We start from the raw sequence: 24,288 nt of genomic DNA, 5'->3' as shown, positions 1-24,288 counted from the left end.
TTTAAAAGATAACAAACTGATACCATGATTTGGAATGAGACTATTGAATGTATGGACCGCGAAGAAATGCGGAAATTACAGAGTATCCGGTTGAAACGGGTTGTAGAACACGTTTATCATAATACCCCCTTTTATCGTAAGAAAATGCAGGAAATGGGTATTACCCCGGATGATATTCAATCTATTGAAGATATATCCAAGTTGCCGTTTACGGTAAAACAGGATTTAAGAGATAATTACCCGTTCGGGCTGATGGCTGTGCCGATGTCCGAGATCGTTCGTTTACATGCCTCTTCTGGTACGACCGGGAAACCGATCGTGGTGGGATATACCCGTAAAGACCTGTCTATCTGGTCGGAAGTGGTGGCACGATGCCTGACGGCTTATGGTATTACGAAAGACGACTCCGTGCAGGTGTCTTACGGCTACGGTTTGTTTACCGGTGGCCTGGGTGCGCATGGGGGAGTGGAGAATATAGGCGGTACCGTGATCCCGATGAGTAGCGGTAACACGCAGAAACAGATCCAGTTGATGCACGACTTCGGGGCAAAGGGCTTGGCTTGTACGCCTTCGTATGCCTTGTACCTGGCCGAAACGATCCACAGTTCGGGTATTCCCCTGGAAGAATTCCAACTGAGGGTAGGAGCCTTCGGAGCGGAACCTTGGACGGAAAACATGCGTAAGGAACTGGAGCAAAAGCTAAACATCAAGGCATACGATATCTACGGCCTGACAGAAATATGCGGCCCCGGTGTCGGTGGCGAATGCCAGTGCCAGAACGGTACGCACCTTTGGGAAGACCATTTCTTCCCCGAGATCGTCGATCCGGTAACCTTGCAACCGGTTGAGCCGGGCGAACAGGGCGAGTTGGTATTCACTACCCTGACCAAGGAAGGTATGCCGATGATCCGTTACCGTACGCGCGACCTGACGCACCTGATCTATGAAAAGTGCGAATGCGGCCGTACCGCTGTCCGTATGGGACGTATCCTCGGCCGTAGCGACGATATGATGATCATCCGTGGTGTCAACGTATTCCCGTCGCAGGTGGAATCTGTCTTGCTGGAAATGCCGGAATTCGAACCGCATTACCTGATCGTGGTAGACCGTGTGAACAACACCGATACCTTCCAGATCCAGGTGGAAGTACGTCCGGACTATTATTCGGACGAAATGAACAAGATGATCGCGCTGAAGAAGAAGATCGCCGCCCGCATGCAGAGCGTGATCGGTATTCAGCCTGATATAAAGATTGTGGAACCGCGCAGCCTCGAACGCAGTCAGGGCAAGGCTAAGCACGTGATCGACAATCGTAAGTTAGTTTAAACCTAAAAAAATAAAGTGCTATGTTAATTAAACAGTTATCTATCTTTCTTGAAAACAAGAAAGGCCGTTTTACGGAAGTGGCAAAGATTTTGGGTGAGGCAGGAGTGAACATGTCGGCCTTTACGGTGGCAGAGAATTCCGATTTCGGTATCCTGCGTCTGATCGTATCAGATACGGAAAAAGCTATTCAGGTACTTCGCGAAAAATTATATGCAGTGAGTGTGGCGGATGTCGTATGCCTGCATTGCCCCAACCAGCCGGGCGCATTGGCTAAGGCAATGGAGATCATCACTTCAGCCGGTATATTTGTTGAATATATGTATGCATTCTCGCAGGGAGAGGCGGCTAATGTAATTATCCGTCCCGACAATGTGGAGAAGTGCGCGGAGGTTCTGAAAGCCAACAAACTGGAGCTTATTGCTGCCAGCGATTTATATAAGTTGTAAATATTAACGTTATGCGCTTCGTTATTTTGCAATAAAAAATGTAACTTTGCGCGCTAAAAGTATGTGAATGAAAAAGGTTGTATTTTTATTGATGATGATTACGGTCTTGTTATCCTCTTGCGGGGAATATAACAAGATATTGAAAAGTACGGACTATGAGTTGAAGTATTCGTATGCAAAGAAGTATTTCAATGCAAAGCAATACAACAAGTCCGCTACCCTGCTGGATGAACTGGTTACAATCTTTAAAGGAACTGCTTATGCCGAAGAATCCCTGTACCTGCTGGCCCAGAGCTATTACGGACAGAAAGATTATCAGACGGCTTCGCAATACTTTAATACGTATTATACCACCTATCCGAAAGGCGAGTACACGGAGTTGTCACGCTATTATTCGGGATATGGTTTGTATCTGGACTCTCCCGATCCGCGGTTAGACCAGACACAGACGTATGAAGCGATCAACCAGCTACAGCTCTACCTGGAGTATTATCCGCAGAGTGAACGGGCTGCCGAAGCACAGAAGATCATGTTCGAATTGCAGGAAAAGCTGGCCTACAAGGAATTATTGGCAGTCAGACTGTACTTTAACCTGGGTAATTATATGCGCGATAACAACTTTTTATCTGCTGTAATTACTGCTGAGAATGCATTGAAGAACTATCCTTACTCTAAATACAGAGAAGAATTCATGTTCTATATATTGCGTGCGAAGTACGAACAGGCTGTGTTAAGTGTGGAAGAAAAGTTGCAGGGTCGTTATCGTGAGGTGGTAGACGAATACTACACCTACATGAACGAATATCCGGAAGGCAAATACGTAAAACAGGCACAGAAGTTTTACGATTATGCCAGCAAAAGAATTACAGATGTGTATTAACGATATTATTTAATCAATAAAGTAAAATGGATTACAGAAAGTCTAACGCCCCTTCGAATACGGTTACCCGTGACATGATGAAGTTATCGTCCGACACGGGAAATGTGTATGAAACAGTAATGATCATTGGTAAACGGGCTAACCAGATTGGTGTTGAAATGAAGCAAGACCTGGAAAAGAAACTTCAGGAGTTCGCTTCTTATAACGATAACCTGGAAGAAGTTTTCGAAAACAGAGAGCAGATCGAGATCTCCCGTTATTATGAAAAACTTCCGAAGCCGACATTGATCGCTGCTCAGGAGTATGAAGAAGGTAAGGTTTATTATAAGAACCCTGCTAAGGAAAAGAATAATTTCTAAGAAGAAATATTGTTTAAAACATGAAAAGGCTGACCCTGATAGAGTCGGCCTTTCCATTTAAAACGAACTAATAACCATGTTACAAAGAATACAGACAGTTTACTTACTTATCATCGTGGCCTTGATGGTCGCTACGTTATTTTTACCGTTGGCCATGTTTCAGGCCGGCGACCAGTTTTACTCTTTCGATGCGACAGGCATCAGCACCATCGCTGCAACGCCCGAGCTGGTCTATCCGACCTGGGGACTTTTTGCCCTGACGGCTGTGATCTCTATCCTGGCATTGGTTACCATCTTCCTGTTCAAGAAACGTATGTTGCAGATCCGCCTTTGTATCTTTAACGGGATACTGATGCTGGGTTTCTACGGCCTTTTTGCTTTCTTCGTATGGGTATTGAAAGACCAGTTGAACGATGCCGCACTGAGTGTGAAGATCGCCCTCTCTTTCCCGCTGATCAGCCTGATCCTGGATTATCTAGCCATCCGTAATATCGGAGCCGACGAAGCATTGGTACGTTCGCTGGATCGTTTGAGATAAGATAAGAGATATTGTCCGTAGCGGACAGAAAAAGTTATATATAAGCGCAGTCATGTAGTAAATACATGGTTGCGTTTTTTTATTTGTTAACCTAGTCCGGATTTAACCGTGAACACTCCTAATATATCCTGTACTTATCTCTAGCACTTGTTGTTCAGTCGATTTAATAAATAACGAAAATACTTTAGACGATTTCAAACATTTAATGCCCCTCGTATTACTTCTTTTGCTGTGTGAAATAAACAAAAAATTGCCTATGATTTAAAAACGAAAACAAGCATTGATCAAAAGGGAAAACCACCCTTTAAACTAAAAGAGAGAAAAGTTACCTAGAAGAAAAAAACTTAAAGAAAAAATGACATTAAACATGAAGAGAGAGAATTTCCGGGGAATGAAAAACTGGAATGTGGCCTTCGCCCTTCTTTTTTTATTCTCTGCCGCTCCATCGAAAGCGGATACAGGAAAAGGTTCGATTGCCTTAAATCCTACTATTAAAGAAAGTGCCGGTATACCGGTCAGCCAGCAAAATGAACGTATCATCAAAGGTGTTGTAAAAGATGTTACAGGTGAAACGGTGATTGGAGCCAACGTTTCTGTTGTTGGTTCAACTAATGGTACAGTAACCGATATAGACGGCAACTTCTCATTGAAAGTACCGGCAGGGGCTACCCTGAAAATATCCTTTATCGGTTATAAAGATGTAAACGTAAAAGTCACCAACCAACAATCGCTGAATATCGTTCTGGAAGACGATTCACAAGCATTGGACGAAGTGGTAGTCGTTGGTTTCGGTTCACAGAAGAAAGTGAATGTAACGGGAGCCGTAAGTATGGTAAAGGCTGAAGCACTAGCTGATCGTCCGGTTGCTAATGTGAGCCAGGCTTTGCAAGGTGTGGTTCCAGGTTTGAACTTCTCTGTGCCTAGAGGTGGTGGGGAATTGGATAACGAAATGACATTTAATATTCGTGGTTCAGGTTCTATTGGTGATGGTTCCAAATCTGCTCCATTGGTGTTGATCGATGGTATGGAAGGTGATATGAATACAATCAATCCACAGGATATTGAAAGTATTTCGGTATTAAAGGATGCTGCTGCATCTTCTATTTATGGTTCTCGTGCTCCGTTCGGTGTGATTTTGATTACAACAAAATCAGGTAAGAGCGGTAAAGTAACGATCAACTACAATAATAATATCCGTTTCTCTGATCCTTTGAAGGTTCCTGAAATGATGAACTCTTATGATTTTGCACGTTATTTTAATACAGCCGGTATTAATGGTGGACAGGGCTTGAAGTTCGGTCAGGAAGTAATGGATCGTATCATTGCTTACCAAAAGGGAGAGATTACTGCGGGTACTGTTGCTAACGATTCGGGAAACTGGCAGGAATACACTGGAGCGAATGCGAATACAGACTGGTTCCAAGAACATTATCGTCATTGGACTCCTTCCCATGAACATAATATAAGTGTGAGTGGTGGTTCTGAAAAAGTAAACTATATGGTTTCCGGTAACTATATGGATCAAAAGGGTATGTTGAAGCATTCCGATGATAGCTATAAACGTTTTTCATTAAACGCAAAGTTAGGTGCGGAAGTAACAAAATATATCCGGATGAATTATACTTCCCGCTGGGTACGTAATGATTATGACAAATCATATTACCAGAATGGTTTGTTCTTCCATAACCTGGCTCGACGCTGGCCGACAAACCCTGTTTATGATCCGAACGGACATTATATGGTAGGTAGTGAAATTATCCAGTTGGAAGAAGGTGGACGTGATAATAAATCCACTGATTATCTGACACAACAGTTACAGTTAGTTATCGAGCCTGTCAAAAATTGGACAATAACAGCTGAAGGGAATATCCGTACGGAAAATATGGGACGTCGTTATAGTATATTACCTGTCTTTAATTATAATGAGGCTAATGAACCGATAGCTATGAAGTACGATGAAAGTCATGGACCTGGAGTGACTGAGCATCAGGCTGAAAAGAGCAGACGTAATTACTATACAATGAACTTCTTTACTGATTATTTCTATCAGACAGAAAGCGGACATTATATAAAGGGTATGCTTGGTTTTAATGCTGAATTGAATAAATTCGATAAAGTATGGGGATCACGTAATAACTTGATTTCACCAACAGTTCCCTCATTGAGCACTGCTACGGATAACATGAAAAACGGCGATGAGCTGAATGAATGGGCTACAGCGGGTTTCTTTGGTCGTGTCAACTATAACTATAAAGAGCGTTATATGGCTGAAGTAAATGTGCGTTATGACGGTACTTCCCGCTTTATCGGAGATCAGCGTTGGGGCTTCTTTCCCTCATTCTCTGCAGGTTGGAATATTGCCCGCGAAGAATTCTGGAGTGATTTGGAACAATATGTGAGTACATTGAAATTAAGAGGATCATGGGGTGAACTGGGAAATCAGAATACGACCAACCTCTATCCGTTCTATCCTTCTATGGATATTAAAGTAGGTAACGGTGATTGGCTGGTTAATGGAGGTCAACCTACAACTGCTGTAATGCCTGGTTTGGTTAGTAGTCTGATGACATGGGAAACTATCCGTTCATGGAATATAGGTCTTGATTTTGGTGCTTTGAATAACCGATTGACAGGTTCTTTCGATTACTTTAAACGTCAGACGTTGGATATGGTAGGACCTGCTCCCGAACTTCCAGTTACACTAGGTACAGCTGTTCCTAAAATAAATAATGCGGATATGGAGTCTTACGGGTTTGAACTGGAATTATCTTGGCGCGACCGTATCGGTAAAGTCAGCTATGGTGTAAAGGCCGTTCTTTCTGATGCGCAACAGAAAATTACACGTTATCCTAATGAAACCATGAAGTATAGCAATTGGTATGCAGGTAAGATGGATGGTGAAATCTGGGGATATACGACTGTCGGTATCGCAAAGAGCCAGGAAGAGATGGATGCTCATCTGGCAAAAGCAGATCAAAGTGCTATCAGTAAGAACTGGGGTGCCGGTGATATTATGTATGCCGACCTAAACGGTGATGGTAAAGTTGACGGAGGAGCCGGACTGGTCGGAGACTCTGGGGATAAGAGAGTTATAGGTAATTCAACGCCACGATATAACTATGGTATTACATTGGATGCATCATGGAATGGTTTTGATATCAGTGCCTTCTTCCAAGGAATAGGTAAACGTGATGTAGAGGTGGGTGGTCCTTACTTCTGGGGTGCTCTTGGTGATATGTGGCAATCTGCAGGATTTGTTGATCATTTGGATTATTTCCGTCCAGAAGGGGATGAAATGGGAGCTAATCTGGATGCCTATTATCCACGGCCTATCTTTAATAATGATACAGGTAAACGTAATCAGCAGACACAAACGAAATATTTGCAGAACGGTTCTTATCTGCGCCTGAAAAACTTACAGGTTGGTTATACGTTCCCGAAAGCATGGATGAGTAAGGTTGGCATACAATCATTACGTTTGTATGTTTCCGGTGATAACTTATTCACTATTACTAAAATGGCTGGAATGTTTGATCCAGAAACTGTTTCTGGTCGTGTATGGTGGGATACTTCGAATTCAGAACCGGATTCTGTTGATCAGAATGGTAAGGTATATCCATTGTCAAAAGTAATTTCTTTTGGTCTTAATGTTAATTTCTAATTTGAATAATCACATGAAACAGAAAACTAAAAATATATTATTATTATCATGTATGCTGACAAGCACATTGATGCTGGGAAGCTGTAATGATTTTCTGGATAGGGAACCGCTGGACAAGGTAACAGCTAATTCTTATTTCAACTCTGAAGCCGACTTGGCGGCATTTACGATTAAGCAATATAATTTATTCCCGAATGATCGTGATCAGTGGAATATGGGACCGGACGCATTGCGCGATAATGATACTGACAATCAGGCTACTTCTGGTGGAAGTAATAAAAGATGGGAACCCGGACAATGGCGTGCACTGGAGAACGAGGAGAAATCAGACCTTGATCAACAGGAATGGCGTTTTACCCGTATCCGTGCTTTTAATTTCTTTTTTCAGGAAGTTGAGGCTAAGTTGGAAGCTGGACAGCTTGCCGGAACAGAATCGAATATCAATCATTATATCGGTGAAGCGCATTTCCTTCGTGCTTACGAATATTTTTCTTTATTGAAAAAGTTCGGAGACTTCCCGATTATAGAAGATGTGCTGGTTGATGAGAAAGAACAACTGGTCTTGGCTAGCCAGCGTAAACCACGTAATTTGGTTGCCCGTTATATCCTCTCGGAACTGGATAAGGCACTTGAACTGTTGCAGGAAAATCCGAATGGTGGAAAGAATCGTATTACCCGTGATGTGGCTCTATTGTTTAAATCACGTGTAGCTTTGTATGAAGCCACTTTCGAAACTTATCATCGTGGTACTCCGCGTGTTCCGGGTGAACCTGGTTGGCCGGGAGCTAATATGGATTATAACAGTGGCTTTTCTATTGATTTGGATCAGGAGATCGCTTTCTTCACGGATCAGGCAATGAGTGCAGCGAAAGAAATAGCAGATAAGATCAAGCTAACAGACAATTCCGGTCAGATTGATCCTGATTTTGGACAAAGTGCCGGATGGAACCCTTATTTTGAAATGTTTGGTGATGTGGATATGAATAAGTATGCTGAAGTATTGATGTGGCGTGATTTCGATGCCAGTATCAATATTGCAAATGCAAATGCTGTTTATATTTTTAATGGTAATAATACAGGATTGACTCGTGGTTATGTAGAAAATTTCCTGATGAAAAATGGATTGCCTATCTACGCTAATGGATCGGGTTATTCAGGAAAAGACCAGAAGGTCGACTATGTAAAAGAAGGTCGCGATGAACGTCTACAGCTTTTCATGGTTTCAGAAAGTACCCGTCGTAATGTATTTCTGGATAACGATTCGGCTACGGCATACTTCGGTACTCCAAATGTAATTGACTTGAACGAAGTACGTAAAGTTACTGGGTATCATATGCGTAAAGGGTTAAACTATATGTATGATTTCCGTACGCTGGGCAGTGGTATTTCTCAGGAAGGTGGGCATGTTCTCTTCCGTGCAGTTGAAGCATATTTGAATTACATGGAGGCTTCTTGTTTGAAAAATGGTGGTAATTCTATTGACGGTACTGCCCGTGAATATTGGAAGGCAATACGCAATAGAGCCGGCGTGAGTGATGATATCGATAAAACTATTGCAGCAACGGATTTATCAAAAGAAAACGACTGGGCTGTTTATTCCGGAGGTTCTCAGGTGTCTTCGATAATGTATAATATTCGTCGTGAACGTCGTTCTGAGTTTGTTGCCGAAGGTTTTCGTATGGATGACCTGATTCGCTGGAGAGCTTTGGATCAAGTGAAGGACTATGTTATCGAGGGATGTAATTTCTGGGATGAAATGTATAAAGATAAACTCTTTATCGATGAAGCAACCGGACAGTCTAAGTTGATCCCTGCCGGGACACCCGACAAGACTGCCAACGTTTCCAGCAAGGAAAAAAGTGGTAAATATATTCGTCCTTATCAGGTTATTGAAAATAACAATGGTTTGTACAACGGATATACTTGGATGAAGGCAAACTATTTACAGCCGATCGCAATCAATCACATGCGCATGTCTGCAACGAATGCTTCGGATGTAACGACTTCGCCGATCTATCAGAATCCATATTGGCCGATCGAGCCGAATCAGTCGCAGTTGGAATGATTTCATAGGTATTAGCATACATAATTGATGTGGGAAGGTCTCCTCCTCTGTGAAGAGGGGGAACCTTTTTTTTAATATCTGTAGGATCTATGATTTTGTTAATAATACAACGATCACTATCATTTATCAATAAGGAAACGGAGTAAATTGATTTTTAACCTTTGCTGATGACCTACACTCCGAGATTTGAAGAAGTCAGCGCCATGTGATGAAGGACTTATATAAAGAAGAGCCGGAAGTAACATTTACTCCCGGCTCTTCCGGTATCTGTCGGAATATAGTATTATTCCACAGGCTGAATAACAAACTCAAACGTTGTCTTTTCTACCGGAACCAGATATTGCGGCAATACACCCGGGCCGCAGGTGGCTGTACCTACGCCTGCCTGCTCGGCGTCCAGATGGACGGTGACTGTACCGCTTCTTCGCAGTTGGTTTATATGTGTGGAGGCGTCTATATTGCTGTCGCTGAACGGAACCAGGCTGAACTGCCACGGACGGGCGGCGGTGACATGCAAGCCGCTACCCGATTCATTCGTGATCGTTGCCCAACGCATATCCGTACGGTTTCCGGTGGATTGCGGTTTCACGTAGTAGTGGAACATCCGTTCGGCATCCGTATGGTCGATGGCGATACGGCCGCTCTGGATACGGTCGACATACGTTTCGCCGGTACGTCCCAGATAAGAAACCTGTGCATATTCAGCAGGCATTTCAAACGTCAGGCCGATACGCGCCAACGATTTGACGACGGACGTGTCGGGTGTGAAGGTTGTTGCTATCACTACTGTACCGTTAGGATTGAGTTTATAGTCCTGCGTGGCTGTCCCTACTGTTTCGCCTTTGTCATTCAGTAGTGCTACCGTTGCCTGTACACTGTTTTTGCCTGTCCGGAAAGTTTTTGCCTGCTGAGTTAGTTTGTCCAGGCCGGCGGCTTTCCAGAGACGGGCACCGTTACGGTCGCGGTTGTCGTTGTCGGTGATCGGACGGTAAAGGCTGACGGTGACAGGGGTCGAAAGTAATTCCTTGCCGTCGAATTGGTAGGATGTCATGGCTCCTGTCTCCGGTGAGAAGGAAATGCTTACGCGATCGTTGCCGAATGTGTTGCCGGATTGTTTCAGGGTAGAGGCTTTCAACGACGGCTGTTTCGGCCGGTAGTTTTTGTTGGCTGTCAGCACGAATTGGTCGTATGCCACTTCATGGGTGACGGGAATGAAAGGGCGAGCCTGTTTAGGTGTCCAGCTCAGGTTGAGGAATACCTCTTTGCAATCCTTCGGTAAGGACGTTTTGCCGAGTGTCAGCGTCGTTGTTTCGTGGGGGAGACAGTCGACGGATTCCGTTCCCTGACGGATGATGCGGCCGTCGTCGGCCAGCAGTTGCCAGTTTAGTGTGTATTCGTTGAGGTTGCTGAAATCGTACCAGTTTTTGATGGAAAGCGTCAGCGTACGTTCGTCCGTCAGCTTTGTTTTGATGTATTGGTATACCTTCTTCACTTCGTTCAGATGCGGGTGAGGGATGCGGTCGGCACCGATCAGGCCATTACAGCAGAAGTTGTCGAAGCTGGGGATGCCTTTGGGGCCGTAATCGCCGCCGTACGACCAGAACCAGTTGCCGTCTTTGTCGATCTCGCGGAACGACTGGTCTACCCAGTCCCAGACGCAACCGCCCTGTGCCATCGGTTCGTTCTCGAATACATCCCAGTATTCTTTCAGTCCGCCGACGCTGTTACCCATTGCATGGACATATTCGCAGAGGATGAAAGGACGGTAAATTTGCGGTTCCTTCTGGTTCAGGTATTCTTTGATAACATCTACGCTGCGGTACATGCGGCAGTAGATGTCGGTGTTGTAGTTCTGTTCGGCACGCTCGTACTGAACGGGGCGTGTTTTCTCGACCGACTTCAGCCAGTCGTAGGTACGTTCGAAATTGATACCGTTACCCGCTTCGTTGCCCAGCGACCAGATTACGATGCAAGGATGATTCTTGGAACGTTCGTACATCCGGTGGGTGCGATCCATATGGGCAGGCAGCCAGGTCGAGTCTTTCGCCAGCGACTCGGGGCCGTAACCCATGCCGTGCGATTCGATGTTGGCTTCGTCGATCATATAAAGGCCGTATTCGTCGCAAAGCTCGTACCATAGCGGGTCGGTGGGGTAGTGGGAGTTGCGTACGGTGTTGATGTTATGCTGCTTCATCAGTTCGATATCTTTCAACATGAGTTCGCGGCTGACGGTACGACCCAGTTGGGAGTGTTCGTGGCGGTTGGTACCTTTCACCAGTGTAGGTACGCCGTTCACGCAGAAACGGCCGTCTTTGATCTCCGAGGTTCGGAAGCCTACCCGATTCCCGGTAATTTCCGTTTCTTTCCCGTTCCCGTCTTTCAAGGTGAGGAGAAGGGTGTATAGGTTCGGATGTTCTGCACTCCAGGCTTTTACGCCGGGGATAGTTACCTCTTTAAATGCGATCCGGTTGTTGTCTCCTGCGGGGACTTTCATTTCTTCTTTCAGGACGATCGCGCCATCGGCATCTTTCAGCTGGTAGGCGATACGGGCATCCGGGTCGGACGAGCCGGCAATTTGTACATCGAGGTTGAAAATACCGTCTTTGTAGGTATTCTTATCGAGTGTCGAAAGCACTTTGTAGTCGGCGATATACTGTTTAGGAGTACTGTACAGGTAGACGCTGCGTTCGATACCGCTCAGGCGCCACATATCCTGGCATTCGAGGTAGGAGCCGGAACTCCAGCGGTAGACCTCCAGCGCAACGGTATTTTCACCCGGTTGCAGCTTGTCGGTAATGTCCCATTCGGCCGGAGTTTTGGAACCCTGGTTGTAACCGATCTTTTCACCGTTCACCCATATATAATAGAAGGAGATAACGCCTTCGCAGCAGATTACTACGCGGCGGCCGTCCCACTCGGCCGGAACGGTGAAGGTGCGGCGGTAGGAACCGACTTCGTTCTCGGCATAAGGCACGAGCGGGGGATTCTTCTTGAAGTTGAACATCGGGTCGTCGAACTCATACGTTTCGTTTACGTAGATAGCGGTTCCGTATCCCTGCCGTTCCCAATTGCCGGGGACGTTGATGTCGGCCCATCCTCCGGTATAGAAGGAAGGTTTGTAGAAGTCTTTCGGACGGTTGTCCGGGTTCTTTGTCCAGTGGAATTTCCATTTTCCGTTGAGGCTCCGGTACCAGGGCGACGATTCATGATCGCGTTTGGCAAGAGCTTTCTCGTTCTCAAAAGGCCAGACGTAAGCGTGAGGTTCCAGTTTGTTCTGTCCGATTGCGTACTGGCTTTGCCATTCGGGCTGGTTGTTGTCTGTTGCGCCTGAAGCTGCCTGGGTTGTTCCCAGGCAGATCAGAGCAAAAATAGATAACAGAGTTTTCTTCATGTATTTATAGAATTAATATGTTTCATTATTTCACTATTATTTCATCAATATAGACCCAGGTGCCCTGTCCGGGACGGGTATGGTCTTCAGGACATTTACCGGGGTTTTTCAGGTCTACTTTCAGGTAACGACCGGAAGTCTTCAGGTTGTCAAAGAGCTGGTCTTCGATGCGGATGCCTTCGCGGAATATCTGTTCCGGTGTGAAGCTGCGTTCTGCTACCGGCGTGAATGTCTTGTTATCGTTGGAGACAGACACCGTTATTTTTGCCGGGATATGCGCTCCCATTCCGTAGTTGGTGATGCAGCCGAGTGCTATCTGTTGTATGTCCGTTTCTTTTCCCAGGTCTATCGTGAAGCCGGCATCCGTATCGTGCCAGCCGCACCATTCGAAATCAGACTGTTTGTCGCTGCCGCGGAGTCCGTTTGTCAGGCGGTAGGTTTGTCCGTTGCTGTCCGTTACCGGGCGTGCGGTCGCTTTGTTCCAATGCAGCGGTAAGGTCAGTGTTTGGCCTTTCTGTTCGCCGTTGGCAAAGGTGGCGGCTTTGATCGTCAGGTCGTTTGTGATAACCAGTGAATCCTGGTAGAGGGCAGAGGTGGCCTGCGGTTCGCTGCTGTCTGTCGTGTAGCGTACTTCCATATCCGGACGGATACAAGTGAGGGCTACTTTCAGGGTGTCGTTGTCTCCCGTCACCAGGTGGTCGAGGTTGAACATCGAACGGGCATAATTCACTCCCATATAGTCGTAATGGCAAGTCAGTTTATCCAACCGTTTGAGGAAGCCGGGCCAGTCTTTGGCGTCTTTTCCCGACCAGGCGATTTCTGCCAGGGCAGCCAGGCGGGGGAAGAGAAGGTATTCGACATCGTCGGCCGAGGTACAGAATTCAGTCCACATACAACCCTGTACGCCCATCAGGTTTTCAGCCACCTTCGGATCCCAGTCCGGTTGTACCGGCTCGTATTTATAAACGTTTTCCAACGTGTTGTTGCCGAAATAAGTACGCGGTTCGAACCATTGCGGGCCCTGGTAACGGATCAGGTAGAGTACGCGGGCCGGTGTCATGATGAAACGGTGTCCCAGTTGTCCGGCCTTGTATCCGGCCGTACCGAGTCCCTGCCAGCCGAGGATGATCGCGTCGTCGGGTATTTTGCTGTTGGTCAGTTCGTCCCAACCGATTACCTGCCTGCCTTTACTTTTCACATAGTCAGCCATGCGATTCATAAAATACCCCTGTAACTCTTCGATGTCCGTAAAACCTTCCGCTTTCATACGGGCCTGGCAAAGCGGGCATATTTTCCAGTATCTCTTGGATGCTTCATCGCCCCCCAGATTGATGTATTGCGAGGGGAAGAGAGCCATCACTTCGTCGAGTACATCCTGAAGGAAAGAGAAAATCTTGTCGTTGCCGGCGCAGTAGACGATCTCAGCCGCATGCCCTCCCATACCGGGTATGACGCGGATAGGGTCTTTCACCACCGGGCAGGCCAGTTCGGGGAAAGCCGCCAGCGATGAGTTGGTATGTGCCGGCATCTCTATTTCGGGGATGATCTCGACCTGATGTGTATGGGCGTAGGCAATGATCTCTTTCATATCTTCCTGTGTGTAGAAACCGCCGACAGGTGTAGGTTCGCCGGCTTTTGCGTTTTTGCGTTGGGAGAAATCCTTTTCGCGTTCCACACGCCAGGCACCTATTTCCGTCAGCTGCGGATATTTCTTTATTTCCAGACGCCATCCGTTGTCGTCCACCAGATGCAGGTGGAGTTTGTTCAACTTCAACATCGACATGCAATCGATAATTTTGACCACATTCTCTTTGGGGATAAAACAACGGGATACGTCCAACAGCAGGCCGCGATACGGGAAACGAGGGCTGTCCTGAAGGGTCAGTGCCGGTACGTTCCATTGGACATTGAGTACCTGTCCCTTACTTTCTATAGTGGAGGGCAGAAGTTGGCGGATAGATTGTGTAGCATAGAAAAAACCGCTGTTGTCTGCTGCTTTAACAGAGATCAGGGAAGGGGTTATTTTCATTTTGTAGCTTTCGGCCGCCAGTGTCGTATCTGTGGAGAAAACGATAGAGGCGGAAGTTTCGGATGCCCCTATTCTTACAGTGGGAGTGAACCCTGCGGAGGTCGTGAACAAGTTGGCTAACAATTCGGCAACAGGTTGTTGTTCCTGGTTCTCCACCTGGATCACGGTGTGTTTGCTGAATGCGAAATGGCCGTTGCCGGATGTCTGCTGTTCCGGTTGTGGGATGATGTTTATTTCTGACGAACCGGAGGTTGTGCATCCGGTAGCAAGCCAGATAAAAAAGAAAAAGAATAAGAGCTTGTCTTTTTTCATTTGATATATTGTTGTGTTAACATTTCCTTTCTATGCTTTCTGGTATGTAGCTGCAAATTTAGAGGTATGCGTTGGTGGAGATGTCCGGTATTGTACAAAAATGTTCAATATTTGTCCAGAATAAGGTGGTAAGCTTGTTTTTTAGGCGTTTCAGGGTGGGTGTTTAGTTCCTCAAGAACTCATGCCATTTGATAATAGACAAAGATATAAAAAGATTTATTTACACAAAGAGACTTTTCTTAGTCTTTATAAGACAGGCTATTATTTCATGTCTCTATTCCGTTGTAATTAAGAATACCGTAGTACGGAATTTGTACAACAACTGATAATGCCCTGTTTTATGCTCTTAAATAGGGGGTAATGGTTGGAAATTTATGGTTGAATATCTACCAGTAAACTACCGGACGGTCCTTAGTCTATTTTAATGTATTAATATTCAGACATCTAACTATAAATGGCATGAGTTCTTGAGGAACGATGTTATTAACGTACTAAACAAGCCTTTAAGATGTTAGCTATAACGAAATATATTTATTTGTGTTTTCTGTCTTTTTATTGTTTAACCGTAGTTCAAGCTGCACCAGAGTACCATTTCAAGCAGATTTCACTCAGGGAAGGATTATCAGAGTCTATGGTTAAATGTGTTTTGACAGACCATAAAGGAATAATCTGGATTGGTACCCATTTGGGGTTGAATAGTTTTGACCGGGAGAAAATAAAGATTTACTATCATGATAAAAAAGATCCCTGTTCTATTCCTGATAATAATATTCGTTTTTTGGTAGAAGATTCTTTACTTAACCTATGGGTTTCGACAGGACAGGGGCTGGCCTTGTATGACCGTGAAAAAGACATCTTCCACCCGGTACTCTTCAATGAAAATCAATTAAATATCCAGGCTTATGTGTCTGTAAAAGACGGACTCTTGCTTTTTGGGAGAGGTGAGTTTTATAAATATAACTATTCCGACAGGCAAATCGTCTCCTTACCGATCCATGCTACGGAGGATGCCCGTATCTGGTTTGAAAAAGCGTGTGGCTATCATCAGTCGGACAACCTGATTCTGTTGGCATCCCGTTGGAACGGCTTGTGGGAGTATAATGTAAGGACAGGAACTTTGCGGCGTTCCTCTTTGGTAAAAGACTATCAGATTGCTGCACTGCTGATTGATTCTTCAGATAATTTATGGTTGTCACCCTACGGAAAAGGGCTTATCGGGTACGACCGCACTAAGAAAGAGATTTGCCGCCTGCATGCTTCCCGGGATTTATCCAATGGGATCATTCTGGATATAAAAGAGCGGGAAGGCAAACTCTGGCTGGCTACAGATGGAGGCGGTATCAATATATATGATAAAGAGAAGGGAACCATAGATGTTATAAACCATGTTCCCGGCAAGTCATCCTCTTTGCCTGCCAGTTCCTTTTGGTGCCTGTACAATGATCCGGATAATAATATGTGGGCGGGCAGTATCAGAGGTGGCCTGATCGGTATGAAGGAGATCTATATAAGGACGTATCAGGATGTATTCCTCAATTCGGCTTATGGCTTGAGTGAAAAAGTCGTGGTCGGAATGTTTGAAGATCGGGATAGTATGATCTGGTTGGGTACGGATGGGGGAGGTATGAACCGTCTCGATCCTCATACCGGGTTGTTCCGCCATTACCCGTCCACCTATCCGTCGAAAATTGTTTCCATAATCGATTATGATGCGACGAAACTGCTCTATTCTGGCTTCGGAGAGGGGTTGTTCTTACTTAATAAGCAGACCGGAAAGGTGCGGGAATATCCGGTAATTAATACAGATAAACATAACACCTTGTTCAAGTCAGGTAAATCGGTACATCTGTTCCGTCTGGATGAAATGCGTTTTTACCTGTTGGCAGACAGTGTTTATCTGTACGACCAGTCTGCCCGTAAACTGACGACGGTGGATGCGGAGGTGGGTGGAGCGACGTTCTCTTCCCTCAATCTGATAACCAGGGAGAAGAACGTTAGTTATCTGTGGGGAGAAAATGACCTGTTCGTATTGGATCATACGAGGAATAACATACGGGTGCTCCATTCTTTTGCAGACTCGATAGGAGTGATTGCCGCAGCCACCAAAGGTCAGGGCGAAGATATATGGATCGGGACTTCGGTAGGATTGTACCGCTTTCATCCGGAAAAGAAAACGTTGAGCCCTATCGAGAACGACCGTTTCCTCGGTACTACCTCGCTTGGCTTCGACAAATCCGGCCGTTTATGGATCGGAACGCATAACGGGCTATACGCTTATATGCCGGATGACGGTAAAATCATGATGTTCGGCGAGTCTGACGGTGTGTATGCGAACGAATATATTGCTAAACCTCCGCTGATAACCGGAGACGGGGATATCTATATGGCCGGTATGATGGGACTGGTACATATCGAGAACGATCTCCCTTTTCCGGAAAATCCCGATCCCGTAATAGGTCTGCTGGATGTGATACTGAACGGGGCATCTGCCGGTTCGGCGGCAAGCCGGGATGGGAATATGATCTCTGTCCCCTGGAATTATACCTCGTTGATAGCTAAGGTGATTGTCAGGGAGAATGACCTGATGCGGAAGAAGCTGTTCCGCTATTATATAAAAGGTACGCAGGAAGAGATGGTGGAGTCTTCCAACCATACGATCGCGTTTCATGCCTTGTCTGTCGGTAAATACGAAATATGGGTGTCCTGCAATAAGAAGAACGGGGATTGGAGCGTACCCGTCAAGCTCCTGTCCGTGGAGGTGACGCCGCCCTGGTGGCGGACAAACTGGTTCCTGTTCTGTTGCGTATTGGTGGCGGTGACCGGCCTGTCCGTCGTTTTCTGGCTTGTTATGAAGAGACAGGAGACAAGGATGATATGGGCGATGAAGGAACATGAACAGAGGACATATGAAGAAAAGATCCGTTTCCTTATCAACCTGAACCATGAGCTTCGTACGCCCCTGACCCTGATCTACTCGCCGCTTAAACGGCTCCTCAATTCGGGAGAGATCGACAACGCCGCCCATAGCAGGCAACTGGAAGATATTCTGAAACAGACCCGCCGCGTGAAAGACATCATCGATATGGTACTGGATGTCCGTAAAATGGAGACCGGGACGGAAACGCTTTCCATCGGATCGCATAAACTGAATGATTGGATACGCGAGGTGGCAGATGCATTCAAAGAGGAGTTGCTTCATAAGAATATTAACCTGGAATATCAGTTGGACAGTTCGGTCGGGGAAGTCCCCTTTGATGCGGCAAAATGTGAGATAGTCCTGTCGAACCTGATAATGAATGCGTTGAAATTCAGTAATGCGAACACTTGTATTACCGTATCTTCTCATTTGGAAGAGGATTATGTGCATGTCTCCGTTTCCGACCAGGGTATCGGGCTGGATAATGTCGATATAACCCGGCTGTTTGAACGCTTCTACCAGGGTACCCACGACAGGCACGGGACAGGGATCGGCTTGTCTTATGCCCGCTTATTGGTGGAAATGCACGGAGGACGCATCGGGGCGGCAAACAATGCCGGGAAGGGAGCCACATTCTTTTATGAATTACCCTTGAATAATACGACGACATCGATCGTTGCCAGGCCTTACCTGAATGAGCTGTTGGTTTCTTCCGGAGAAAAAAACGATACGGCTGTCGATTTCTCCGTCAGGAAATACTCCGTCCTGGTCGTGGAGGACGAACCGGAACTGCGGAACTATCTGAAAGTCTCCCTGAAAGAGTCTTTCCGGCAGGTATATGTGGCGGGGGATGGTGTCGAGGGGTTCGATATGGCTATCCGCCATTTGCCGGATATCATCATCAGTGATGTCATGATGCCCCGTATGGATGGTTTTGAGTTTTGCCGACTGTTGAAGAGTAACCTGGAAGTCAGCCATATTCCGGTCATCCTGCTGACAGCCCGTACCGATCAGGCCAGTACGGTACAGGGATATAAGGAAGGGGCGGACTTTTATCTGCCGAAACCGTTCGACCTGGAGTTCCTTCTTGCCATCGTGCGCAACCTTTTGAAGAACAGGGAAGCCGTCAAACTACGTTATAAAGAGGGTAAGGGAACTGTCTCGCCTAAAGAAGATACGATCAGCAACGCCGATGAACAGTTTGTGAAAAAACTGAATGACCTGATTAGGGAACAGCTGGAAAACCCGGAACTGGATGTGAACTTTGTAGCTACGCAAATGGCCATGAGCCGGGCCTCGCTATACAATAAGCTGAAGGCACTGACGGGTGTCAGCATCGGCGATTATATCAATAAATTCAGAATGGCCCGTGTGATGGAGCTGCTGGCCGATAAGGAGCTGAGTCTTCTGGAGATATCCGAAAAGGCCGGGTTTACCAACCAGCGCTATTTCAGTACGGTATTTAAACAGGCTTATGGGACTACACCGTCTAAATACCGTCAGGAGCATTTCTCCTGATGAATTTATTGAATGATAGGCAGCAGGTAAATGATACGGGCAGAGATTACCTGGCCGGATGCTTTGCTGAAATGATCGCTTTTACGGGTGTTGTAAATATCTCCCAACGCATAGTAGTAACGCCCTTCGAGCAGGAAATAACCGATACCTGTGCGTAGCTCGATACCGGGGCCACCGCATAGTCCCCAGTCGAATTTCTTCTGGATAGGCAGATTATGTTGTGTATTGTCTCCTGTATTCGGCGATTGACCGTTCAGGTTCTCACTGGTGCTTTCGCCAAAGGCATAGCCCAACTTCGGCCCCAGGTTCACATAGAACTTGAACTTGTTGCTACCGAAATAGATATGGGTGAAGAACGGTATTTCGAAATAGTTGATCGTGCGGCTGTAGTTATATTTCGGATCGTCGAACTCCTCTTCCCAACCCTGCTGGCTGAAGTTGAGCTCGGTTTGCAGGCCGAGATTCTTTTCCGAGTTCCAGCGCAGTACCAGTCCGCCGTTGTATCCCTGCTTCATCTTGGTCGATACCCTGGGACTAAAGCTGACGGACGAAAAGTTCATACCGAACGAGGCGCCAACCGATACTTCCTGTGGAAATTTACTCTGTGCTTTGCTTCCGGCAATAACAGCCAGGCACAAAGAGGATATGATTAAAATCTTTCTGATCATCTTACTTCGCTGCGTGTTACATTATAGTCGTTCTGGTAGTGAACGATAAATATATTGGTATTGATAAATCCTCCCCAGTTGTTGACCCGTTCGAAGTCGAAGCCTGTCTGTATACCTTTGTAACGGATCTTGCCCAGGTTGTTCTCGAAGTTCGCTCCGTATTTCTTGATCGCATCGAAGAAGAACATACCGGTATCGAAACCTAATATACCATATTTAGGGAAGTAATTGATCAGGCTCTTGCTGTACCAGGTCTTGTATTTCGAATAGAAATCCGAGACTTCGGGCGATAGGTTGTCCGCATAGAAGTTACTATATATATAGGTATTCAATGCGAAGAAATCGTCGAGGCATTCGCGGGTGTAGGTCTGCCATTCCGGATAACCGAAAAGGGTGATGTTGTATTCCGGCTTTGCTTCCGAAAGCATACGCAGGGGCGATTTGAATTTGTTCAGTGCTTCCAGCTTGCCGGTAGTCGGGACGACAACGTTTCGTTTGTCCTTGCTCATTGTCGCTTCCAGATCGGTCGGGAATGTCTCGGCCGAGTAGGTCAGTTCGCGCCAGGCGATGTTCCGCTGTTTCATTTCGGCTTTGAAGGCTTTCATGAAGTCGGCCTTGTCTTCTGTTCCGGGAACGGTCAGCAAAACGATGTTGTCGTTGGCAAACAGGTCGCAACCGGCCTGCGAAGCCTTGGCATACAGGTAGGAATGCGGGGTATTTACCTGGAAGATATTTGCGTTGGATAATACATCGTCGTTTCTGGATGTGAACGGGATCACGTATTTGATATTATTCTTTTCCGCAAATTCAGCAACCGGGGCTATCTGTTCGTTTTGAACGGCTCCGATAATCAGGTTGGCTTCTTTCAGCTTATCGTCTTTCAGTATTTCTTTCAGCTTCTTGGTTCCGTTGCCGGTGTCGAATACCGACAGTTCGATGGAACATCCGCTGTTGCGCAGGCTATCGACGGCAAGCAGCATACCTTCGTAATATTCAATGAAGCGGGGAGACTCATCCGTCATGAACGGCAACAACAGGGCTACCTTGATCATATTCAATCGCTTGATCTCTTTGGGGGCGGACAAGAGGGCATTCACGTCCCTTTCGTGCATCACCGGAGCGGATTCGGTCACGACATCTTTTGTCTCTACCGGTATTTTAATGACCATGCCGGCTTTTACCCCGTTTTTCAGTTCCGGGTTCCGTTTGATCAGTTCAGCGCTGGATATATTGAACTTCCGGCAGATACGGTACATGGTTTCTTTTTTAGCGATCGTATAGTCGATCTCCTTTGTCACGGTCTTTACCTCTTTGGTAGGCAGCGACTCGATAGGAGTGGCCGGGATACGGATCGTTTTGCCGATTGTGAAGGTGGAAGTCGACAGTCCGGGGTTTGCTTCAATGATGTCCGGGCCGGGTACAGCATACCGGATAGACAGGGAGTAAAGCGTTTCTTTGGGCTGTATCGTGTGATATAAAAAGTTATCTTCCGTCTTGTCCAATGAAGCGGAGCCTGCATCGCGCTGCGGGATCTTTAGTGTAGACCCAGCTTTGATCGACTCGCGGCTTTCGGGATTCAGGCGATAGATGTCGTCGACAGTTACCCCGTACATGGTAGCGATAGAGTAAACGGTCTGTCCCCGCTCTATGGTATGATAAAATATATTATCATTTAGTTCGTTAGTAGTAATAATCCGTGCTCTGTTGTTTTGTGAATGCAGGGAAACGCAGGCAAAACTCAGGCACAACGTCAATACGTATATACTAATCTTATTCATTTGCTGATTGGAATATTTACCGCAAAGATAGTGTATGTCCGTATAAAATACTAATTTTGGAAGCTAATTAGGTGATAATATATGCAAAGGAATTGTTTAAGAAGAGTGCTCGGGACGCTCTGTTTTCTGTTGTTGGTACTTACAGCACATGCTCAAAAATATACGGTGACAGGGGGGCAAGGGACGCCGCTGCTGGCTATCGATAATAATAAAGGGGCTGCCAGTGATAAGCTACAGGTATACCTTGTATATGGTATGGATAATGTGGAGATACGATATACGCCAACTTCAAGCTCTTATCAATGGTATCGCTATAAGAATAAGGCTTTGGAAGGGGAGCCCATATCGTCTATTCAGGAAGGTGGAACAACCGTTATACGTAATTTGGAAGAAGGGTATGGCTATTATGTAAAAGAAAGCGATGCCATAGGTGGTGTTTCCGGGTATGTCTGGATCATCGATTACAGTCAATATGCTTTTAATGTCACCAGCTTTTATGTAGATACTCAAAAAAGTAGTTGTGATAATATGTTTTTTGGCGGTACGGGTGATATGAAGGAAATGAGATATACGACCCCAAGTGGTTCTTCTACCATACTGCAACGTAAGTTTTTAGTCACTTACCAGACGATGGAGAGAACGGAAGATGAACTGGATTTGATACCGGTAACTGTGACCGATACGATCAATAACCCTTTTTCCGGTTATACCAGGGCTCCTTATTATGATACGGATGTTACTTTAAAAGGTGACCTGTTCGCTCAGCATTTCGGAATGGAGAAAGTTATAACGAGTGATGTTTACCAAGCGGTAGCCGTAGACGCAGTGGTGAAGATAGACACTGTGTCATACGCAAGCGATGTTCCCAACCTTGTAGTGAAGGGAGACAGCTTATCGGCTCCTGTCGAGTTTAACTTTACGGCAATAGCCAATACTCCGGTAGCGGCTGTGTTCAAATGGACTATCTCCCAGAAGAATGAAGGCGGAGAAAATACGTCGCTGTCCACTTCTCCCAATGAAGATGTTAATTATACCTTCAACCAGAATGGTACCTATTTTGTTGATTTAGAAATATCAGACCGTACGTTGGCATGTACATGGAAGCTGGAAGAACCGATTACCATAAACATTTCAGACACATATATCGATGTCCCGAATGCATTCTCTCCCGGTACGACTCCCGGCATAAACGACGAGTTCAGAGTGGCTTACCGCTCCCTTACCCGTTTCAAATGCTGGATATTCAACCGATGGGGGGCTGAAATATATTACTGGACAGACCCGTCGAAGGGCTGGGACGGTAAGAAAGGAGGGAAGTATGTTGCTCCCGGTGTTTATTTTTACGTGATAGAAGCGACCGGCTCGGACGGTAAGTCAATAAAGAAAAAAGGTTCAATTAACATTCTTAGATCAAAACGAATTGATGATGAAATTATCGAGGAATAGTATATTTAGTTTTTTATCGGGAGGCCTGGTTTGCCTGACGGCTTGCCTTTCGATCAGTTCAAGTGACTCTGAAAAAGTTTTGGAGGGAAAGCCGGTCGTTATGGCGATGACGGCTTCACCGGATATCCCTTCGTCCGTTGTCTTTTGTGGAGAGCCGATAGACCTCACCCGCTACAATATGCGTGAGGGGTTCGATCGCGAATTAAGTAGCTTTACTTATTTCCATTCGACTACGATGCTCTTGATCAAACGTGCCAACCGTTACTTTCCGGTTATCGAACCGATACTGAAAGCCAACGGTATCCCTGACGATTTTAAATACCTGGCTGTGATAGAGAGCCATCTCGATCCTCGGGTATCTTCTCCTGCGCGTGCAGTCGGGATGTGGCAATTCATGGAAGCGACAGGCAAGCAGTACGGACTGGCCATTACTCCGACCGTCGACGAACGCTGCCACGTAGCCAAGGCGACCGAAGCCGCCTGCAAATACCTGAAAGCGGCGCATGCCAAGTATGGCGACTGGGCAAATGTAGCCGCCTCTTACAACGCAGGCATGGGGCGTATCTCCGGCGAATTGACCAAACAGACTGCCGACAGTACCTTCGACCTTTGGCTGGTAGAAGAAACGAGCCGTTACGTATATCGTATCATGGCAATCAAGCAAATATTCGAGAACCCGTATAAATATGGCTTTGTGCTTCGTGCCGAAGACCTGTACAAGCCGATCGCGTGTGAAGACGTAGCCGTATCGTCCGATATCCAGGACTTATCCGACTTCGCACAGAAGAACGGGATCACCTATGCCGACCTGAAGCGTTTCAACCCCTGGTTGCGCGACCGTAAGTTGCAGACCCTGGGCAAGACCTATACGTTCCAGATCCCCAAACAAAACGAAATGTATTACAAAACTCCCAACACCTATGTACATCATTCGGGTTGGGTGGTAAGATAAAA

The 24,288-nt window shown here is 46.1% G+C and carries 14 protein-coding genes; 10 read left to right on the top strand and 4 right to left on the bottom strand.

The features are described from left to right. The first annotated feature begins 24 nt into the window (after positions 1–24). From HMPREF1212_RS13525 to HMPREF1212_RS13495, 7 genes are all read left to right on the top strand, one after another. A complete protein-coding gene (locus HMPREF1212_RS13525; protein ID WP_028726751.1) occupies positions 25–1,326 on the top strand; it encodes a phenylacetate--CoA ligase family protein in 1,302 nt (433 codons plus the stop codon). Positions 1,327–1,346: 20 nt separating this feature from the next. Further along, positions 1,347–1,772, top strand: coding sequence for an amino acid-binding protein (locus tag HMPREF1212_RS13520; RefSeq protein ID WP_028726750.1), 426 nt, complete (start codon positions 1,347–1,349; stop codon positions 1,770–1,772). Between the two features lie 67 nt (positions 1,773–1,839). Further along, the gene (locus tag HMPREF1212_RS13515) at positions 1,840–2,652 is read left to right on the top strand and encodes an outer membrane protein assembly factor BamD (protein ID WP_028726749.1); all 813 of its coding nucleotides are present in this window, start codon (positions 1,840–1,842) and stop codon (positions 2,650–2,652) included. 26 nt (positions 2,653–2,678) lie between these two features. Then, entirely contained in the window at positions 2,679–3,011 is a 333-nt protein-coding gene (locus tag HMPREF1212_RS13510; protein ID WP_028726748.1) for a DNA-directed RNA polymerase subunit omega, read from the top strand. Positions 3,012–3,087: 76 nt separating this feature from the next. Beyond that, positions 3,088–3,549 carry a DUF4293 domain-containing protein gene (locus HMPREF1212_RS13505; RefSeq protein ID WP_028726747.1) on the top strand — a complete coding sequence of 154 codons (462 nt, stop codon included), beginning with the start codon at positions 3,088–3,090 and terminating at the stop codon, positions 3,547–3,549. Between the two features lie 367 nt (positions 3,550–3,916). Continuing rightward, positions 3,917–7,210, top strand: coding sequence for a SusC/RagA family TonB-linked outer membrane protein (locus HMPREF1212_RS13500; RefSeq protein WP_232430098.1), 3,294 nt, complete (start codon positions 3,917–3,919; stop codon positions 7,208–7,210). Between the two features lie 13 nt (positions 7,211–7,223). Further along, positions 7,224–9,275 (top strand): RagB/SusD family nutrient uptake outer membrane protein, encoded by a 2,052-nt coding sequence (locus HMPREF1212_RS13495; protein ID WP_046149708.1) that lies wholly within the window; start codon positions 7,224–7,226, stop codon positions 9,273–9,275. Between the two features lie 283 nt (positions 9,276–9,558). On the opposite strand, the gene HMPREF1212_RS13490 is transcribed toward HMPREF1212_RS13495, so the two are convergent. Together HMPREF1212_RS13490 and HMPREF1212_RS13485 are read right to left on the bottom strand one after the other, a co-directional pair. After that, on the bottom strand, positions 9,559–12,666 hold the full coding sequence (locus HMPREF1212_RS13490; RefSeq protein WP_052724996.1) for a glycoside hydrolase family 2 TIM barrel-domain containing protein: 3,108 nt from the start codon (positions 12,664–12,666) through the stop codon (positions 9,559–9,561). A 25-nt stretch (positions 12,667–12,691) separates the two neighbouring features. After that, positions 12,692–15,007, bottom strand: a complete 2,316-nt coding sequence (locus HMPREF1212_RS13485; protein ID WP_046149707.1) for a glycoside hydrolase family 20 protein — start codon at positions 15,005–15,007, stop codon at positions 12,692–12,694. A gap of 631 nt (positions 15,008–15,638) precedes the next feature. Between HMPREF1212_RS13485 and HMPREF1212_RS13480 the strand changes: the two genes are divergently transcribed. Next, entirely contained in the window at positions 15,639–19,442 is a 3,804-nt protein-coding gene (locus HMPREF1212_RS13480) for a hybrid sensor histidine kinase/response regulator transcription factor (RefSeq protein ID WP_232430097.1), read from the top strand. 5 nt (positions 19,443–19,447) lie between these two features. Here the strand turns inward: HMPREF1212_RS13480 and HMPREF1212_RS13475 are convergent, their stop codons facing one another. Together HMPREF1212_RS13475 and HMPREF1212_RS13470 are read right to left on the bottom strand one after the other, a co-directional pair. After that, a complete protein-coding gene (locus tag HMPREF1212_RS13475) occupies positions 19,448–20,110 on the bottom strand; it encodes a porin family protein (RefSeq protein ID WP_046149705.1) in 663 nt (220 codons plus the stop codon). Further along, on the bottom strand, positions 20,107–21,888 hold the full coding sequence (locus HMPREF1212_RS13470) for a LysM peptidoglycan-binding domain-containing protein (RefSeq protein ID WP_046149704.1): 1,782 nt from the start codon (positions 21,886–21,888) through the stop codon (positions 20,107–20,109). The genes HMPREF1212_RS13475 and HMPREF1212_RS13470 overlap by 4 nt, the downstream gene beginning before the upstream one ends. A gap of 81 nt (positions 21,889–21,969) precedes the next feature. Between HMPREF1212_RS13470 and HMPREF1212_RS13465 the strand changes: the two genes are divergently transcribed. Next, on the top strand, positions 21,970–23,334 hold the full coding sequence (locus HMPREF1212_RS13465) for a T9SS type B sorting domain-containing protein (RefSeq protein WP_046149703.1): 1,365 nt from the start codon (positions 21,970–21,972) through the stop codon (positions 23,332–23,334). Beyond that, complete coding sequence (locus HMPREF1212_RS13460; protein ID WP_369800838.1) at positions 23,315–24,286, top strand: lytic transglycosylase domain-containing protein; 972 nt, start codon at positions 23,315–23,317, stop codon at positions 24,284–24,286. Before HMPREF1212_RS13465 ends, HMPREF1212_RS13460 begins: the two co-directional genes overlap by 20 nt. Positions 24,287–24,288 lie beyond the last annotated feature (2 nt).

Source organism: Parabacteroides sp. HGS0025 (assembly GCF_000969845.1).
In the GTDB taxonomy this organism is placed as follows: Bacteria; Bacteroidota; Bacteroidia; order Bacteroidales; family Tannerellaceae; genus Parabacteroides; species Parabacteroides gordonii.
This window is presented reverse-complemented; position numbering and strand designations above follow the sequence as displayed.